The organism is Proteus hauseri (assembly GCF_004116975.1).
Classification (GTDB): domain Bacteria; phylum Pseudomonadota; class Gammaproteobacteria; order Enterobacterales; family Enterobacteriaceae; genus Proteus; species Proteus hauseri.
The window spans coordinates 2,678,264-2,694,261 of record NZ_CP026364.1; the positions used below are offsets into that span (position 1 = coordinate 2,678,264).

Below are 15,998 nucleotides of genomic sequence, written 5' to 3' on the forward strand. Positions count from 1 at the left end.
ATCTCCTTAGCGCTTATTAATCTCCCAACATTGTCGAGTGTTATCTTCATAAAGATGCACTTCGATAGTGAAACTATAGTTGACGTAGGATACCTAATGAATTTTATTTAAAGCCAATAAAAACCTAGGTCTATAGTGTGCCACTTATGTTACGGAGCTTTTGATGTTATGTTTTTTAGGTGCTTTTTTATGCAATGCACTTAGAATTAGTACTGACAACACTTTTACATAAGTTTGCGGTTTCTGGAAGCGTGTTTGCGCACAAAAAAAACATAATCTTTAAAATTATGCGGTAAATGTAATGAAAATGTTGTGCGTGTGTCAAAAATGATAATCATTTTTGCATCGAATGTATGAGATCGTGATCCCTCTCACTGTTCGAGGCAAATGTCAGGCACACTAGTTGTGTGGTAATTGTAATAATTTTGTGAAGCACTTATACTGCGCCCAGGTCTCCGGAACCGCTGTTGTATGGAGAACCAGCGTAACGAATCCACAGTTTTCGTAAAATAGACGGAATTAACATTTTACTTAAAATGTGCCTTTGTACCCCATTCGCTGTTTGATTTCCATCCAGGTCCGGAGGAAGGAAAAATTATAAAAGCTGTGTGGGCATAAATTGTGAAAAAACAAAGACCTGTCAATCTGGATTTACAGACGATACAGTTTCCACTCCCTGCTATCGCATCGATCTTGCATCGTGTCTCTGGTGTTATTATGTTAGTCGCAGTAGGTATTTTACTGTGGTTACTTGGCACCTCTCTCTCATCTCCTGAAGGTTTTCAGCAAACTGCTGAAATAATGACTGGTTTCTTCGCGAAATTTATTTTGTGGGGCATCCTAACTGCGTTGGCATATCATATTTGCGGCGGTATCCGTCATATGTTGATGGACTTCGGCTTTATTGATGAAACATTGATTGTAGGCCGTAATTCAGCGGCAATATCAATGATAATTACGGTTGTTTTATCAATATTGGCGGGGGTATTAGTATGGTAAGTAATTCATCTACTTTAGGCCGTACTGGCATTCAAGATTGGTTATTTCTACGTGCCACTGCCATTATCATTGTTTTATATGTGCTCTATTTTGTGGGTTTTATTGCAACAACAGATATCACTTATGAAGTATGGCGTGGGTTCTTTAGCTCATCCTTAACCAAAGTTTTCACCATATTGACACTACTTTCTATTCTAATTCATGCGTGGATTGGAATGTGGCAGGTGTTAACGGATTATATTAAACCAGTAGCGTTACGCTTAATTCTACAACTTATTATCGTAGTTGCGCTGTTGGCTTATCTTATTTATGGAACAATTGTGGTGTGGGGTGTGTAATGAATCTGCCAGTAAGAGAGTTTGACGCAGTCGTTATTGGGGCTGGTGGTGCGGGAATGCGCGCTGCTTTACAGATTTCCCAAATGGGACTGTCATGTGCACTAATATCTAAAGTATTTCCTACTCGTTCTCATACTGTTTCCGCCCAAGGTGGTATTACTGTCGCATTAGGTAATACACACGAAGATAATTGGGAATGGCATATGTACGATACCGTTAAAGGCTCCGATTATATTGGTGATCAAGACGCCATTGAGTACATGTGTAAAACTGGCCCCGAAGCAATTTTAGAGCTAGAGCATATGGGGCTGCCATTTTCTCGTCTTGATGATGGTCGCATTTATCAACGTCCTTTTGGTGGTCAATCTCGAAATTTTGGTGGTGAACAAGCCGCTCGAACTGCTGCGGCTGCTGACCGTACAGGGCACGCATTATTACACACCCTCTATCAGCAAAATTTAAAAAATCATACAACTATCTTCTCTGAATGGTATTCACTAGATTTAGTGAAAAACCAAGATGGCGATATTGTCGGTTGTACTGCAATTTGTATTGAAACAGGCGAAGTGGTTTATTTCAAAGCAAATGCAACTATTCTGGCAACAGGTGGCGCAGGTCGCATCTACCAATCAACCACTAATGCACATATCAATACAGGTGATGGCGTTGGTATGGCGGTTCGTGCCGGAGTTCCTTTGCAAGATATGGAAATGTGGCAATTCCACCCAACGGGTATTGCGGGTGCGGGGGTATTAGTTACAGAAGGTTGCCGTGGTGAAGGTGGATATCTATTAAATAAAGATGGCGAACGCTTTATGGAACGCTATGCACCTAATGCCAAAGATCTCGCCGGTCGAGATGTTGTCGCTCGTTCAATTATGATTGAAATTCGCGAAGGTCGTGGTTGTGATGGTCCTTGGGGGCCTCATGCTAAATTGAAACTCGATCATCTGGGTAAAGAAGTTCTTGAGTCTCGTTTACCCGGTATTCTTGACCTTTCTCGTACCTTTGCTCACGTTGACCCAATTAAAGAGCCAATTCCAGTTATTCCTACTTGTCACTATATGATGGGTGGTATTCCAACGAAAGTAACGGGACAAGCTATTCGCGTAAATGCGCAGGGTAAAGATGAAGTTATCCCTGGATTATTTGCTGTAGGCGAAATTGCTTGTGTTTCTGTTCATGGTGCAAACCGTTTAGGTGGGAATTCCTTGCTCGACTTAGTTGTTTTTGGCCGTTCAGCCGGGGTTCACTTAAAAGAGTCACTGATGGAACAAGGCACAATGCGCGAAGCCAGTGATTCAGATATTGACGCTGCATTAACACGCTTAAATCGTTGGGAAAACAATCGTTCTGGTGAAGACCCAGTCGAAATCCGTAAAGCATTGCAATCTTGTATGCAACATAACTTCTCTGTATTCCGTGAAGGTGATGCAATGGCAAAAGGTCTGGAAGAGCTTAAAGTTATTCGTGAGCGCTTACAGAATGCACGACTTGATGATAATTCAAGCGAATTTAATACCCAACGTATTGAGTGCTTAGAATTAGATAACTTGATGGAAACAGCGTATGCCACTGCGGTATCTGCTAATTTCCGTACAGAAAGTCGTGGTGCCCATAGCCGTTTCGATTTCCCTGAACGTGATGATGCGAACTGGTTATGTCATACGTTATATCAGCCGCAAACCGAAACAATGACACGACGTGAAGTCAATATGCAGCCGAAACTGCGTGAGGCTTTTCCTCCAAAAGTGCGTACATATTAATTAGCGGTGTTATTGAAGTTGCGGAGACTCAAAAATGAAACTTGAATTTTCGATTTATCGTTACAACCCTGATGTTGACAATGCGCCGCATATGCAAGATTACACCCTAGAAGCACCTGAAGGGCGTGACATGATGCTATTGGATGCATTAATTCAGCTAAAGGAAAAAGATCCTACTTTATCGTTCCGTCGTTCTTGTCGTGAAGGGGTCTGTGGTTCTGATGGTTTGAATATGAACGGTAAAAATGGTTTGGCTTGTATCACACCTATTTCATCTTTACACAGAGGAAGTAAGAAAATTGTGATCAGACCGTTACCCGGTTTACCTGTGATCCGTGATTTAATAGTAGATATGACTCAGTTCTACACTCAATATGAGAAGATCCGTCCTTATTTACTTAATGATGACAAAAATCCTCCCGCTCGTGAGAACTTACAGTCACCAGAACAACGTGCGAAGCTTGATGGTCTTTATGATTGTATACTTTGTGCTTGTTGTTCAAGCTCTTGCCCATCATTCTGGTGGAATCCAGATAAGTTTATTGGGCCTGCGGGACTATTAGCTGCATATCGTTTCTTGATTGATAGTCGTGATACAGAAACAGAATCTCGTCTTGATGATCTTAACGATGCTTTCAGTGTTTTCCGCTGTCACGGCATTATGAATTGTGTCAGCGTATGTCCTAAAGGACTTAATCCGACAAAAGCAATAGGTCACATTAAGTCAATGTTGTTAAAACGTAGTGCATAAAATAATAACCGCCCTAAAATAGTTAGGGCGGTTAATGGAAAAACTAAGTTAGACGTTTGCAATAATAAGTGTGTACAGATAGGCACCTTTAAACACTGTTAGACAGTGCTTAAAGGTTCCTTGAGAGCTAAAGCTCCATATTTAAGAACCTGCGAGAGAGCGGGTCATAAGAGAACCTTGCAATCGAAACCGTTTAATCACGGTATTAGTTATCCACGGCGAACTAAAGCTGTATAGCTTAAGGGATCATAATGCAGAACGGCGCAATGAAGGACTGGCTAGAATCGACATTTCTAGCAGGAGAGAATCAATCTTACATAGAAGATATCTATGAAGATTACCTAACTGACCCAAACTCTGTTGACGAAAGTTGGAGAGAGATTTTTCAACAACTACCCGCAAGTCAAGGCATAGAGCAGTCGCATTCTCAAACCCGCGACTACTTCAGACGCCTCGCTAAAGAATCCACTCGATACCATACCTCGGTAAGTGATCCGGCTATGGACTCAAAACAAGTCAAAGTTTTGCAGCTCATTAATGCCTTTCGTTTCCGCGGTCATCAAAATGCGAATCTCGACCCGCTTGGGTTATGGAAACAAGAATCTGTTCCTGATTTAGATCCAGCTTTTCATAATCTAACAAAAGAAGACTTTGAAGAAACGTTTAATGTGGGATCTTTTGCTATCGGCAAAGAAACCATGAAACTCGGTGAATTATATGAAGCCTTGAAGCGCATTTATTGTGGTTCAATTGGTGCTGAATATATGCACATTACTAATACAGAAGAAAAACGTTGGCTTCAACAGCGTTTGGAATCAGTTAATGTTGCAGAGCAATTTACTAAAGAAGAGAAACTCCGTTTTCTAACTGAGTTAACTGCGGCTGAAGGTTTAGAGCGCTATTTAGGTGCGAAATTCCCTGGTGCAAAACGCTTCTCTTTAGAAGGTGGTGATGCGCTTGTTCCGATGTTAAAAGATTTAATTCGCCATGCAGGTAAACAAGATACACGTGAAGTGGTTCTTGGTATGGCGCACCGTGGACGTTTAAACGTTCTCGTTAATATTCTAGGTAAAAAACCCGCTGATTTATTTGATGAGTTTGCAGGAATTCATAAAGAACACTTAGGAACGGGTGACGTTAAATATCACCAAGGTTTCTCATCAGATTTTGCGACTGAAGGGGCTCAAGTCCACCTCGCATTAGCATTTAACCCATCTCACCTTGAGATTGTTAGCCCTGTTGTTATTGGTTCTGTTCGTGCTCGTCGAGATCGTTTAGATGAAGCGCGTAGCAATATGGTTCTACCTATTACCATTCATGGTGATGCGGCAGTGACTGGGCAAGGGGTTGTTCAAGAAACCTTAAACATGTCTCAAGCACGTGGCTATGAAGTCGGTGGTACTGTTCGTATTGTTATCAATAACCAAGTTGGTTTTACCACATCAAATCCAAAAGATGCCCGTTCAACACAATATTGTACTGATATTGTGAAAATGGTTCAGGCACCTATTTTTCACGTTAATGCGGATGATCCTGAAGCCGTTGCATTCGTCACTCGTTTAGCATTGGATTTCCGTAATACCTTTAAACGCGATGTGATGATTGATTTAGTTTGTTATCGCCGCCATGGTCATAATGAAGCTGATGAGCCAAATGCAACACAGCCTCTGATGTATCAAAAAATTAAGAAACACCCAACTCCGCGTAAAATTTATGCTGATAAATTAGTTGAGCAAGGTTTACTTGATGCCAATGACGTTACTGAATTAGTTAATCTTTACCGTGATGCATTAGATCGTGGTGACTGTGTTGTTGAAGAGTATCGCCCTATGGGGCCACACACCTTCACATGGGAACCTTATCTTAACCATGAGTGGAACGAAGAGTACCCACACAAAGTAGAAAAAACGCGTTTACAAGATTTAGCGCGTCGTGTGAGTAATGTTCCGGCAGAAATTGTTATGCAATCTCGTGTTGAGAAAATCTATGCAGATAGAGCAGTAATGGCAGAGGGTAAAAAATTACTCGATTGGGGTGCAGCTGAAACATTGGCTTATGCAACCTTAGTTGACCAAGGCATTACAATTCGTCTCTCTGGTGAAGATGCTGGCCGTGGTACGTTCTTCCATCGTCATGCGGTAATTCATAATCAAACTAACGGCTCAGTTTATGTGCCATTAGCAAATGTACATAATTCTCAAGGTCAGTTTAATGTTTGGGATTCTGTACTAACTGAAGAAGCTGTACTGGCGTTTGAATATGGTTATGCCACAACTGAACCTCGCGATTTAACGATTTGGGAAGCACAGTTTGGTGATTTCGCTAACGTTGCACAAGTTGTTATCGACCAATTTATTAGCTCCGGAGAGCAAAAATGGGGTCGTATGTGTGGTTTAGTCATGCTGTTACCACATGGCTATGAAGGTCAAGGGCCTGAGCACTCCTCTGCACGTTTAGAGCGCTATCTACAATTATGTGCTGAGCAAAACATGCAGGTCTGTGTGCCATCTACACCGGCTCAGGTTTACCACATGTTACGTCGTCAAGCATTGCGTGGAATGCGTCGCCCATTAATCGTTATGTCACCAAAATCATTACTACGTCATCCATTAGCGGTTTCTGCACTGGATGAATTAGCAGATGGTAAATTTTTACCTGTTATTGGTGAAATGGATGACTTAAAACCAGAAAACGTCAAACGTGTTGTGATGTGTTCAGGTAAAGTTTATTACGATTTATTAGAACAACGTCGTGCTAATGATCAAAGTGATGTGGCGATAATTCGTATCGAGCAACTTTATCCATTCCCACATGAAGATCTGGCTCAGGTTTTAGCACCTTATGCTCACGTGAAAGATTTTGTTTGGTGTCAAGAAGAGCCATTAAATCAAGGCGCTTGGTATTGTAGTCAACATAATTTCCGTGATGCTATTCCAACAGGTGCAGCCTTACGTTATGCGGGTCGCCCAGCGTCAGCCTCTCCAGCAGTTGGTTATACCTCTGTTCATCAGGAGCAACAAAAAGCTCTGGTTGAAGATGCACTGAAAGTTAATAAATAAGGATAGAAAATGAGTAGTGTAGATATTCTAGTACCGGATCTCCCTGAATCAGTTGCTGACGCAACGGTCGCAACTTGGCATAAAAAACCTGGTGATAGCATTCAACGTGATGAAGTACTTGTCGAAATTGAAACAGACAAAGTGGTATTAGAAGTTCCTGCTAGTGGAGCAGGTGTGTTGGAAAGCATTCTTGAAGAGGAAGGTGCTACGGTTGGTTCTCGTCAATTATTAGGACGTATTCGTCTTGGTGATAGCACTGGTATTCCTGCCGATGTTAAACCTGCACAAGATAGCACACCAGCACAACGTCAAAGTGCAGACCTTACCGTTCAAGGTAATAACGATGCACTTAGCCCAACTGCTCGTCGTTTAGTTGCTGAGCATGATATTAATCCTGCTGATGTAAAAGGCAGTGGTGTTGGTGGTCGATTGACTCGCCAAGATATTGAAAGTCATGTTTCTAGCAGTAAGCCTGCGGCGCAAGCTACAACTCAAGCTCCTCAAGAACTGTTATCGCACCGTAGTGAAAAACGTGTACCAATGACTCGTTTACGTAAACGTGTTGCAGAGCGTTTACTCGAAGCGAAAAACACCACCGCAATGTTGACGACCTTTAATGAAATCAATATGCAGCCGATTAAGGATTTACGTAATCAATACGGCGAAGCTTTTGAAAAACGTCATGGTGTACGTTTAGGTTTTATGTCTTTCTATATTAAAGCTGTTGTTGAAGCACTGAAACGTTATCCAGAAGTGAATGCTTCGATTGATGGCACTGATGTGGTTTATCACAACTATTTTGATATCAGTATTGCGGTATCAACACCTCGCGGTCTGGTTACGCCAGTATTACGTGATGTAGATGCCATGAGCATGGCGGATATCGAGAAAAATATCAAAGCGTTAGCGGTTAAAGGCCGTGATGGTAAGTTAACTGTTGAAGATTTAACGGGTGGTAACTTTACTATTACTAACGGCGGTGTTTTCGGCTCATTGATGTCAACACCAATTATCAATCCACCACAAAGCGCTATTTTGGGTATGCATGCAATTAAAGATCGCCCAATGGCAGTGAATGGTCAGGTTGTTATTCTACCAATGATGTATTTAGCGCTTTCCTATGACCATCGCTTAATTGATGGTCGTGAATCTGTCGGTTTCTTAGTGACAGTCAAAGAGATGCTAGAAGATCCAGCTCGTTTATTACTGGATGTGTAGGTAATCACAATCTCGCTTTTAGGCAGGAGATGCTCCTCCTGCCTATTACAAGCAGCATACACAAGCATCAAAGAAGTACAGTGTGTTCGTGAAGCCAGATTTCTCTGGCTTATAGTCAAAAAAATAAGAAAGCCCGACTTTCAACAAGATTATGGATAGAACATCATGAATTTACACGAGTATCAGGCAAAACAGCTTTTCTCACGGTATGGATTGCCAGCACCTGCTGGTTTCGCCTGCTCCACGCCGCGTGAGGCAGAAGAAGCTGCATCAAAAATCGGTCAAGGCCCTTGGGTCGTGAAATGTCAAGTTCACGCGGGTGGACGAGGTAAAGCGGGCGGCGTTAAAGTCGTAAAATCCAAAGAAGAAATTCGTGCATTTGCAGAACAGTGGTTAGGCAAACGTTTGGTGACTTATCAAACAGACGCTAATGGTCAGCCGGTTACACAAATTTTGGTTGAAGCAGCAACAGATATCGCTAAAGAGCTTTATCTTGGCGCAGTTGTAGACCGCGGCACCCGTCGTGTTGTCTTTATGGCTTCAACAGAAGGTGGCGTAGAAATTGAAAAAGTGGCTGAAGAAACGCCAGAACTGATTCATCGCGCCATTATTGATCCCCTAACAGGGCCCATGCCTTATCAGGGAAGAGAATTAGCTTTTAAACTGGGTTTAAAAGGCAAGCAAGTTAGTCAATTTGCTAAGATTTTTATGGGATTAGCAACAATATTCCTTGAGCGTGATCTTGCTCTAATTGAAATTAATCCACTGGTTATTACCAAAGAAGACGACTTAATTTGTCTTGATGGTAAATTAGGCGTTGATAGCAATGCGTTATATCGCCAGCCAGAAATGCGTGAAATGCACGATCCATCACAAGAAGATCCTCGTGAAGCACAAGCGGCACAATGGGAACTGAACTATGTTGCACTCGATGGCAATATCGGTTGTATGGTTAACGGTGCAGGTTTAGCGATGGGGACTATGGATATCGTTAAACTTCATGGCGGTGAACCAGCGAACTTCCTCGATGTCGGTGGTGGAGCTACCAAAGAACGAGTAACAGAAGCATTTAAAATTATTTTGTCAGATGAAAATGTCAGTGCTGTGCTAGTTAACATTTTCGGCGGTATTGTTCGTTGTGACCTAATTGCAGACGGTATTATTGGTGCTGTTGAAGAAGTTGGTGTCAATGTACCTGTTGTTGTACGTCTTGAAGGAAACAATGCAGAATTAGGCACTAAAAAATTAGCTGATAGCGGATTGAACATTATCGCCGCAACAAGTCTAACAGATGCCGCTAAACAAGTTGTTGCAGCAGCGGAGGCAAAATAATGTCCATTTTAATCGATAAAAATACCAAAGTAATTTGCCAAGGTTTTACGGGGAGCCAAGGAACATTCCACTCTGAGCAAGCTATTGCTTATGGCACTAAAATGGTTGGTGGAGTAACGCCGGGGAAAGGTGGAACGACACATTTAGGTCTACCGGTATTTAATACTGTACGTGAAGCCGTTGAAGCAACAGGTGCGACCGCTACCGTTATTTATGTTCCGGCACCATTTTGTAAAGACTCCATTCTTGAGGCTATCGATGCTGGTATTAAGCTAATTATCACTATTACAGAAGGTATTCCAACATTGGATATGCTGACTGTAAAAGTCAAATTAGATGAGGCGGGTGTTCGAATGATAGGCCCTAACTGCCCAGGTGTTATTACTCCGGGTGAATGCAAGATTGGTATTATGCCAGGGCACATTCATTTACCGGGTAAAGTGGGTATTGTCTCTCGTTCAGGAACACTTACTTACGAAGCGGTTAAACAAACTACAGATGTCGGTTTAGGCCAATCAACTTGCGTTGGTATTGGTGGAGACCCAATCCCGGGTTCTAACTTTATTGATATTCTTAAGTTGTTCCAAGAGGATCCACAAACTGAAGCCATTGTCATGATTGGTGAAATTGGTGGTGCAGCAGAAGAAGAAGCTGCTGCTTACATCAAAGATCACGTGACGAAACCTGTAGTCGGTTATATTGCGGGTGTAACTGCACCTAAAGGTAAACGTATGGGTCATGCTGGTGCAATTATCGCTGGTGGCAAAGGTACTGCTGATGAGAAATTCGCAGCACTAGAAGCAGCAGGGGTAAAAACGGTTCGCAGTTTGGCTGATATCGGCGAAGCAATTAAGTCACTTATTAAATAAGTAACAAATCTGTTAATAGTTTCAGCTTGATATTATAAAAATACCAGTCTATAAAAAGAGGCTGGTATTTTTTTATCTACATTTCTAGTTTTTATTATGAAGTAAAAAAAGTATTATTTTTTTATCATTATTAAAGTATTTTTAATTCTATCTATTTGTTTTATAATTGTTTTATCTAGTATTGATCTATACGGCTAAATGGCTAAAAAGTCTTTTTATATCATTTTCTCTACTCGTATCTTTTTTATAAATGGAACATTTTCTTTCTTAAATTGTGAAAAATAGTTTTGATAAATAGATTATAAGAAATAGAGAAGCACTAACGTGAGAGTATTTGCCTTCTTTTTTGTCTTATTTTTATACAATTTATATCTCGATAACATGTAATTAAATAGCAAGTTATTATTTTTTAGTTACATCTATACCTTAAGAACAGCCTCAAAATCGCTGATCATGCCCATGTTCTAAGCCTTTTTAAAACACATTGATGGATAGAATACTCGTAAGTTAAGCTCCAGATAGCTAGGAAAATCATTTTTTCATTATATTCATCACTTAAAATTAAATTTTGGGGGAGAATAGGGATATTATTTGAGGATTTTTTATATCACAATTACCACTGTATTAATCACACTTTAATTATCTAAAAAATATTACTTAATGATACATAAAATATTTAATTTTATTTTTTAGACTATTTATTTTGATTTAACGCATTGATTTAAAATGATTTGTGTTGTTTTTTTTATTTTTTGTTGAATACGAATTATACGTGATTAATTGGGTTTTTATTGAGTAAGAGGAAAAGAAAAAGAAGGCTAATTTTATTGCACATATTGAAAATTATTTATTTACGTCAGATTTTATTTAACTATTTTAATTTATAGTTATATTAGTCGTATATTTCCTATATTATAAAGCTATAAATTTTAACTTACTAATTAATAAATTATTTTTTTAAATATTTATTTTTTACCTGCAAAAAAGTATTTTTAATATTAAAATTAGTGAAGCACAATTAAAAGTGTTTATTTTTAACTCGCTTATGAAAATAAAAAGTTAATTTTTTTATGGAAAATATAAGGAGGTAAATTAAACTTAAAAACAAAACCAACATTACATTAACACAAAAGTAACCATTGGGTAATTTATTCGCAACTAGTTAACATTAAAGTGTTTTTTTGATGTAGGTCAAGTTATTAATTGTGGCAAAATTTTCTGAATATGCTTAAATTGGCGCACGATCAAATATGCTGTTACTAACCTAAAAGTCGTATTGTTGACCTAAGCTCAGAATTCAAATCTGGGTCACGCAAAATATATTTATTATATGTAAATATAAGCGTACTATTTGTAAGGTATTGTGTTTTTGGTCTTTAATATTCGTTGTTGTTTTTAGAGGCATTTATTGCTGGTAGTTATGAGGCTTTATTATTTAATAAAGTCGGGTTGCCGCAAGTCGGTGTCTTCCTGCTAGGAGCAAGGAGTCAAGATGTTTGATATTGTCGAACTGTCACGGTTACAGTTTGCCTTAACAGCAATGTATCACTTCCTGTTTGTACCATTAACGCTTGGTATGGCGTTTTTGCTGGCAATCATGGAAACGATATATGTTCTGTCTGGTAAACAAGTTTACAAAGATATGACAAAGTTCTGGGGTAAGTTATTTGGTATTAACTTTGCTCTGGGTGTCGCAACTGGGTTGACCATGGAGTTCCAATTTGGTACTAACTGGTCATATTTCTCTCATTACGTCGGTGATATCTTCGGTGCGCCTTTAGCTATCGAAGGTTTAATGGCGTTCTTCTTAGAATCAACTTTCGTCGGATTGTTCTTCTTTGGTTGGGATCGTTTAAGCAAGAAGCAACACTTAATGGTAACGTGGTTAGTTGCCTTTGGTTCTAACTTCTCTGCGTTATGGATCCTTGTCGCGAACGGTTGGATGCAAAACCCTGTCGCTGCAGATTTCAACTTTGAAACCATGCGAATGGAAATGTTGAGCTTTGCTGATCTGGTTCTTAACCCTGTTGCTCAGGTGAAATTTGTCCATACTGTTGCTGCTGGTTACTGTACTGGTGCATTCTTCGTTTTAGGTATCAGCTCTTACTACCTGCTTAAAGGCCGTGATATCGGTTTTGCTAAACGTTCATTTGCAGTTGCAGCGACTTTCGGTATCGCAGCTGTATTATCTGTTATCGTTCTGGGTGATGAATCTGGTTACGAAATGGGTGACGTACAAAAAACCAAATTAGCGGCAATAGAAGGGGAGTGGCACACTGAACCTGCGCCAGCTGCTTTCAACCTGATTGCATTCCCTAATCAAGAAAAAATGGAAAACTCGTTTGCTCTGCAAATTCCTTACGTAATGGGAATTATCGCAACGCGTTCTTTCGATACGCCTGTATTAGGTCTTCATGACTTAATGAGCCAGCATGAAGTGCGTATTCGTAACGGTATGAAAGCTTACGAATTATTAAGTGAACTTCGTTCAGGTAACACTGATCCACAAGTTCGTGCTGCATTTAATGATGTGAAACAAGATCTTGGTTATGGATTATTGTTGAAACGTTATACAGAAAACGTTGTTGATGCGAGTGAAGAACAAATTAAAGCTGCTGCTAAGGATACAATTCCTAAAGTAGCCCCTCTGTTCTGGTCATTCCGTCTTATGGTTGCTTCTGGCTTCCTGATGTTATTAATCGTAGCGATCTCTTTCTGGACTGTTCTGTCAAACCGTATTGGTAACTACAAATGGTTGCTGCGTGCTGCCCTGTTTAGTATTCCATTACCTTGGATTGCTATTGAAGCAGGTTGGTTTGTCGCAGAATATGGACGTCAACCGTGGGCTATCGGAGAAATCTTACCTACAGCAGTTGCGACTTCATCACTGACTCAAGCTGATATTCTTGTCTCAATGGGTCTAATTTGTGGTCTGTATACTCTGTTCTTAGTTGCCGAAATGTTCCTGATGTTCAAATTTGGTCGCCTTGGGCCGAGTAGCCTGAAGACGGGTCGCTATCACTTTGAACAGAAGACAACTTCTTCTGCACAAAGTAAGTAACACAGGAGTCCACTATGTTTGATTATGAAGTTTTGCGGTTTGTCTGGTGGCTACTGATTGGTATCTTACTGATTGGCTTTGCTGTCACCGACGGTTTTGATATGGGTGTAGGTGTATTATTGCGAGTTATTGCAAAAGATGACACTGAACGCCGTATTTTAATTAACTCAGTAGCACCTCACTGGGATGGTAACCAAGTATGGTTAATCACCGCGGGTGGTGCATTATTTGCTGCATGGCCAATGGTTTATGCTGCGGCATTCTCTGGTTTCTATTTCGGTATGATCCTCGTACTGGCGGCGTTATTCTTCCGCCCAGTCGGTTTTGACTACCGTTCTAAACTGGAATCACCAAAATGGCGTGGTATGTGGGATTGGGGCATCTTTATTGGTAGCTTCGTTCCACCATTAGTTATCGGTGTTGCTTTTGGTAACCTGCTGCAAGGTGTTCCATTAGAAGTTGATAGTATGCAACGTGTATCCTATAACGGTACAACTAACGCTATCATTAACCTGTTAGGTTTATTAAACCCATATGGTTTATTAGCGGGTGTAATTAGCTTAATGATGATTATTGCACATGGTGCAAGTTATCTTCAGATGCGTACTACAGGTGAGCTGCACGAACGTACTCGTAAAGCAACTTACATTACCTCATTAATCACTTTCGTTGCATTCGCATTAGCGGGTGTGTGGTTAATCTATGGTATTGATGGTTTTATTATTACTAGTGCTATTGATACAGCTGGTCCATCATCTCCATTGCTGAAAACTGTTTCTCATGAAGCGGGTGCTTGGATGACAAACTACAACAATTACCCGGTATTATGGGCGCTGCCTGCATTAGGCCTGCTGTCTCCTTTACTCGCGATTGTTGCAACTAAAGCAAATAAAGGTGGTTGGGCATTCCTGTTCACTTCACTGACTATTGCTTGTGTTATCTTAACTTGTGGCGTGACTATGTTCCCATTTGTGATGCCTTCAAGCACTTTCCCTGATGTGAGTTTAACTATGTGGGATGCAACATCTAGCCTGTTTACTCTTCAGGTAATGACTGTTGTTGCGGCTATCTTTGTACCACTGGTTCTGCTGTACACTATTTGGTGTTACTGGAAAATGCATGGTCGCCTGGATAAGAAATTTATCGAAGGCAATAATCATAGTCTTTACTAAGGAGCATAGAGTATGTGGTATTTTACATGGCTTCTCGGCACACTCTTCGCTTGTAGTATTGCGGTTATCGCAGGACTGGCTTACGAGCACGCTGAAGCTAAAAAAACTTCAGAAAGTGAAGAATAATGTTGGATAAAAGCTACCAACTACTAAACAAGGGCCCTATTCGGGCTCTTGTTTTAATCATGGCTCTGGGTATGGCATTTTGCGTAATGTGGGATCCTAACCGCTTTGCTGCAAATACAAGCTCGTTGTCTATATGGCAAGGAATATTATTAATTTGGGCGGTGTGTGCAGGTGCGACATTTGGCGTTGCATTTCGTCCTAAACATGTTGTTGCTAAATGTTTGCTACATCCAATCCCAGCTATTATTATTCTTATTATAGGGCTGTATTATTTCTTTAATTAATAGAAATGCCTTATTTCTTATCATTAAATGAAAAAGAAATAAGGTATTTTTCATTTTTTATTCTCTTTTTATTTTTTTCTAATTTCCTTTATTTTATTGTTTATCCTAAATTTTTATAATTGGATATTCTCTTTTAGATAATCTATAAATAGTCGTGTTTTCCTTGGAATATGTTCACTATAAGGAAAAATAATATTAACGGATTGTGTTAATAACGACAGTTCTGGAAATAACACCACTAACTTACCTTCTGATAATTCTTGATGGATAAACCATTGAGGCAAAATAGTCATGCCAGAATGAGCAAGCGCCATTTTTTTTAATGCAGCAATGGTGCTGGTTTCAAATAAAGCTTCTTGATGTCGTTGTGACAGTAACGTATTGAACGCGGGTGAATCTGAAAGTTTAGTTTGACGTAAGTTACTGTTTGCTAAATAGGGAAGAGTACTTAAGTCTGAGATCGTTTCTACTGGGAATTTCTGCAATAAATCAGGGGAAATAACAAGATTTATTGCGTAATCGGCCAATTTTGTAGAACGATAATTACTGTCTTTTAATGTGCCAAGGCGAATAGCTAAATCCAGTTTATGGTTTATTAAATCATCAATAGATGAATTAAATAGATACTGAACTTTTAGCCGTGGATGTGACTGCATAAATTGATTGAGCAATGGCAGAATATAATGCTCACCAAATTCAGCAGTTGAACTTAATCGTAATGAACCTTGTAGTTCTTGTGCTCCAAGCCGTGCTTTATCTAATGTTTGCTCTAATTGAAGTAAAACTTGGCGAAAATCTTGATAAAGCATTTCACCTGTTTCTGTAAGCGTAAATCGTCGTGTATTACGATTAAGCAAAGAAACATCTAACTCTGTTTCCAACGCTTTGACATGAATACTTACCATTGATTTACTTAGGCGTAAATATTTAGCGGCTTGAGTAAAAGATCCCGTATCAACAACAGCAATAAAAGAGCGGATCCGATCTATTTGGTTTTGCATGATTGTTTACTCTGATTAAACA

The 15,998-nt window shown here is 39.9% G+C and carries 13 protein-coding genes; 12 read left to right on the forward strand and 1 reads right to left on the reverse strand.

The genetic code is table 11. The features are described from left to right. The first annotated feature begins 618 nt into the window (after positions 1–618). The 12 genes from sdhC to ybgE all read left to right on the forward strand — a co-directional run bounded on the left by sdhC (position 619) and on the right by ybgE (position 14,975). Positions 619–999 (forward strand): succinate dehydrogenase cytochrome b556 subunit, encoded by a 381-nt coding sequence (gene sdhC / locus PH4a_RS12175; protein WP_129040055.1) that lies wholly within the window; start codon positions 619–621, stop codon positions 997–999. Next, complete coding sequence (gene sdhD, locus PH4a_RS12180) at positions 993–1,337, forward strand: succinate dehydrogenase membrane anchor subunit (protein ID WP_064719345.1); 345 nt, start codon at positions 993–995, stop codon at positions 1,335–1,337. Before sdhC ends, sdhD begins: the two co-directional genes overlap by 7 nt. Then, on the forward strand, positions 1,337–3,103 hold the full coding sequence (gene sdhA / locus PH4a_RS12185; RefSeq protein WP_064719346.1) for a succinate dehydrogenase flavoprotein subunit: 1,767 nt from the start codon (positions 1,337–1,339) through the stop codon (positions 3,101–3,103). Before sdhD ends, sdhA begins: the two co-directional genes overlap by 1 nt. 34 nt (positions 3,104–3,137) lie before the next feature. Continuing rightward, positions 3,138–3,854 (forward strand): succinate dehydrogenase iron-sulfur subunit, encoded by a 717-nt coding sequence (locus PH4a_RS12190; RefSeq protein ID WP_129040057.1) that lies wholly within the window; start codon positions 3,138–3,140, stop codon positions 3,852–3,854. A 251-nt stretch (positions 3,855–4,105) separates the two neighbouring features. Then, the gene (gene sucA / locus PH4a_RS12195) at positions 4,106–6,913 is read left to right on the forward strand and encodes a 2-oxoglutarate dehydrogenase E1 component (protein WP_129040059.1); all 2,808 of its coding nucleotides are present in this window, start codon (positions 4,106–4,108) and stop codon (positions 6,911–6,913) included. 9 nt (positions 6,914–6,922) lie between these two features. Next, entirely contained in the window at positions 6,923–8,131 is a 1,209-nt protein-coding gene (gene odhB / locus PH4a_RS12200) for a 2-oxoglutarate dehydrogenase complex dihydrolipoyllysine-residue succinyltransferase (protein ID WP_129040061.1), read from the forward strand. A gap of 165 nt (positions 8,132–8,296) precedes the next feature. Then, the gene (sucC, locus tag PH4a_RS12205; RefSeq protein WP_064719350.1) at positions 8,297–9,463 is read left to right on the forward strand and encodes an ADP-forming succinate--CoA ligase subunit beta; all 1,167 of its coding nucleotides are present in this window, start codon (positions 8,297–8,299) and stop codon (positions 9,461–9,463) included. After that, complete coding sequence (sucD, locus tag PH4a_RS12210) at positions 9,463–10,332, forward strand: succinate--CoA ligase subunit alpha (protein WP_129040063.1); 870 nt, start codon at positions 9,463–9,465, stop codon at positions 10,330–10,332. The genes sucC and sucD overlap by 1 nt, the downstream gene beginning before the upstream one ends. A 1,492-nt stretch (positions 10,333–11,824) precedes the next feature. Next, positions 11,825–13,393, forward strand: a complete 1,569-nt coding sequence (gene cydA, locus PH4a_RS12215) for a cytochrome ubiquinol oxidase subunit I (RefSeq protein WP_129040065.1) — start codon at positions 11,825–11,827, stop codon at positions 13,391–13,393. Between the two features lie 14 nt (positions 13,394–13,407). After that, the gene (gene cydB / locus PH4a_RS12220) at positions 13,408–14,565 is read left to right on the forward strand and encodes a cytochrome d ubiquinol oxidase subunit II (RefSeq protein ID WP_064719353.1); all 1,158 of its coding nucleotides are present in this window, start codon (positions 13,408–13,410) and stop codon (positions 14,563–14,565) included. A gap of 12 nt (positions 14,566–14,577) precedes the next feature. After that, the gene (cydX, locus tag PH4a_RS12225) at positions 14,578–14,691 is read left to right on the forward strand and encodes a cytochrome bd-I oxidase subunit CydX (protein WP_064719354.1); all 114 of its coding nucleotides are present in this window, start codon (positions 14,578–14,580) and stop codon (positions 14,689–14,691) included. After that, positions 14,691–14,975 (forward strand): cyd operon protein YbgE, encoded by a 285-nt coding sequence (ybgE, locus tag PH4a_RS12230; protein WP_064719355.1) that lies wholly within the window; start codon positions 14,691–14,693, stop codon positions 14,973–14,975. Before cydX ends, ybgE begins: the two co-directional genes overlap by 1 nt. A gap of 113 nt (positions 14,976–15,088) precedes the next feature. On the opposite strand, the gene PH4a_RS12235 is transcribed toward ybgE, so the two are convergent. Then, positions 15,089–15,976, reverse strand: a complete 888-nt coding sequence (locus PH4a_RS12235; RefSeq protein ID WP_129040067.1) for a LysR family transcriptional regulator — start codon at positions 15,974–15,976, stop codon at positions 15,089–15,091. Positions 15,977–15,998: the final 22 nt, after the last annotated feature.

Bases quoted from the DNA above. Each gene is read 5' to 3' on its own strand.
- PH4a_RS12235 (WP_129040067.1), bottom strand. From the start codon at position 15,976: ATGCAAAACCAAATAGATCGGATCCGCTCTTTTATTGCTGTTGTTGAT.
- sucC (WP_064719350.1), top strand. From the start codon at position 8,297: ATGAATTTACACGAGTATCAGGCAAAACAGCTTTTCTCACGGTATGGA.
- sdhA (WP_064719346.1), top strand. From the start codon at position 1,337: ATGAATCTGCCAGTAAGAGAGTTTGACGCAGTCGTTATTGGGGCTGGT.
- ybgE (WP_064719355.1), top strand. From the start codon at position 14,691: ATGTTGGATAAAAGCTACCAACTACTAAACAAGGGCCCTATTCGGGCT.
- odhB (WP_129040061.1), top strand. From the start codon at position 6,923: ATGAGTAGTGTAGATATTCTAGTACCGGATCTCCCTGAATCAGTTGCT.
- PH4a_RS12190 (WP_129040057.1), top strand. From the start codon at position 3,138: ATGAAACTTGAATTTTCGATTTATCGTTACAACCCTGATGTTGACAAT.
- cydX (WP_064719354.1), top strand. From the start codon at position 14,578: ATGTGGTATTTTACATGGCTTCTCGGCACACTCTTCGCTTGTAGTATT.
- sucA (WP_129040059.1), top strand. From the start codon at position 4,106: ATGCAGAACGGCGCAATGAAGGACTGGCTAGAATCGACATTTCTAGCA.
- sucD (WP_129040063.1), top strand. From the start codon at position 9,463: ATGTCCATTTTAATCGATAAAAATACCAAAGTAATTTGCCAAGGTTTT.
- cydB (WP_064719353.1), top strand. From the start codon at position 13,408: ATGTTTGATTATGAAGTTTTGCGGTTTGTCTGGTGGCTACTGATTGGT.
- sdhD (WP_064719345.1), top strand. From the start codon at position 993: ATGGTAAGTAATTCATCTACTTTAGGCCGTACTGGCATTCAAGATTGG.
- cydA (WP_129040065.1), top strand. From the start codon at position 11,825: ATGTTTGATATTGTCGAACTGTCACGGTTACAGTTTGCCTTAACAGCA.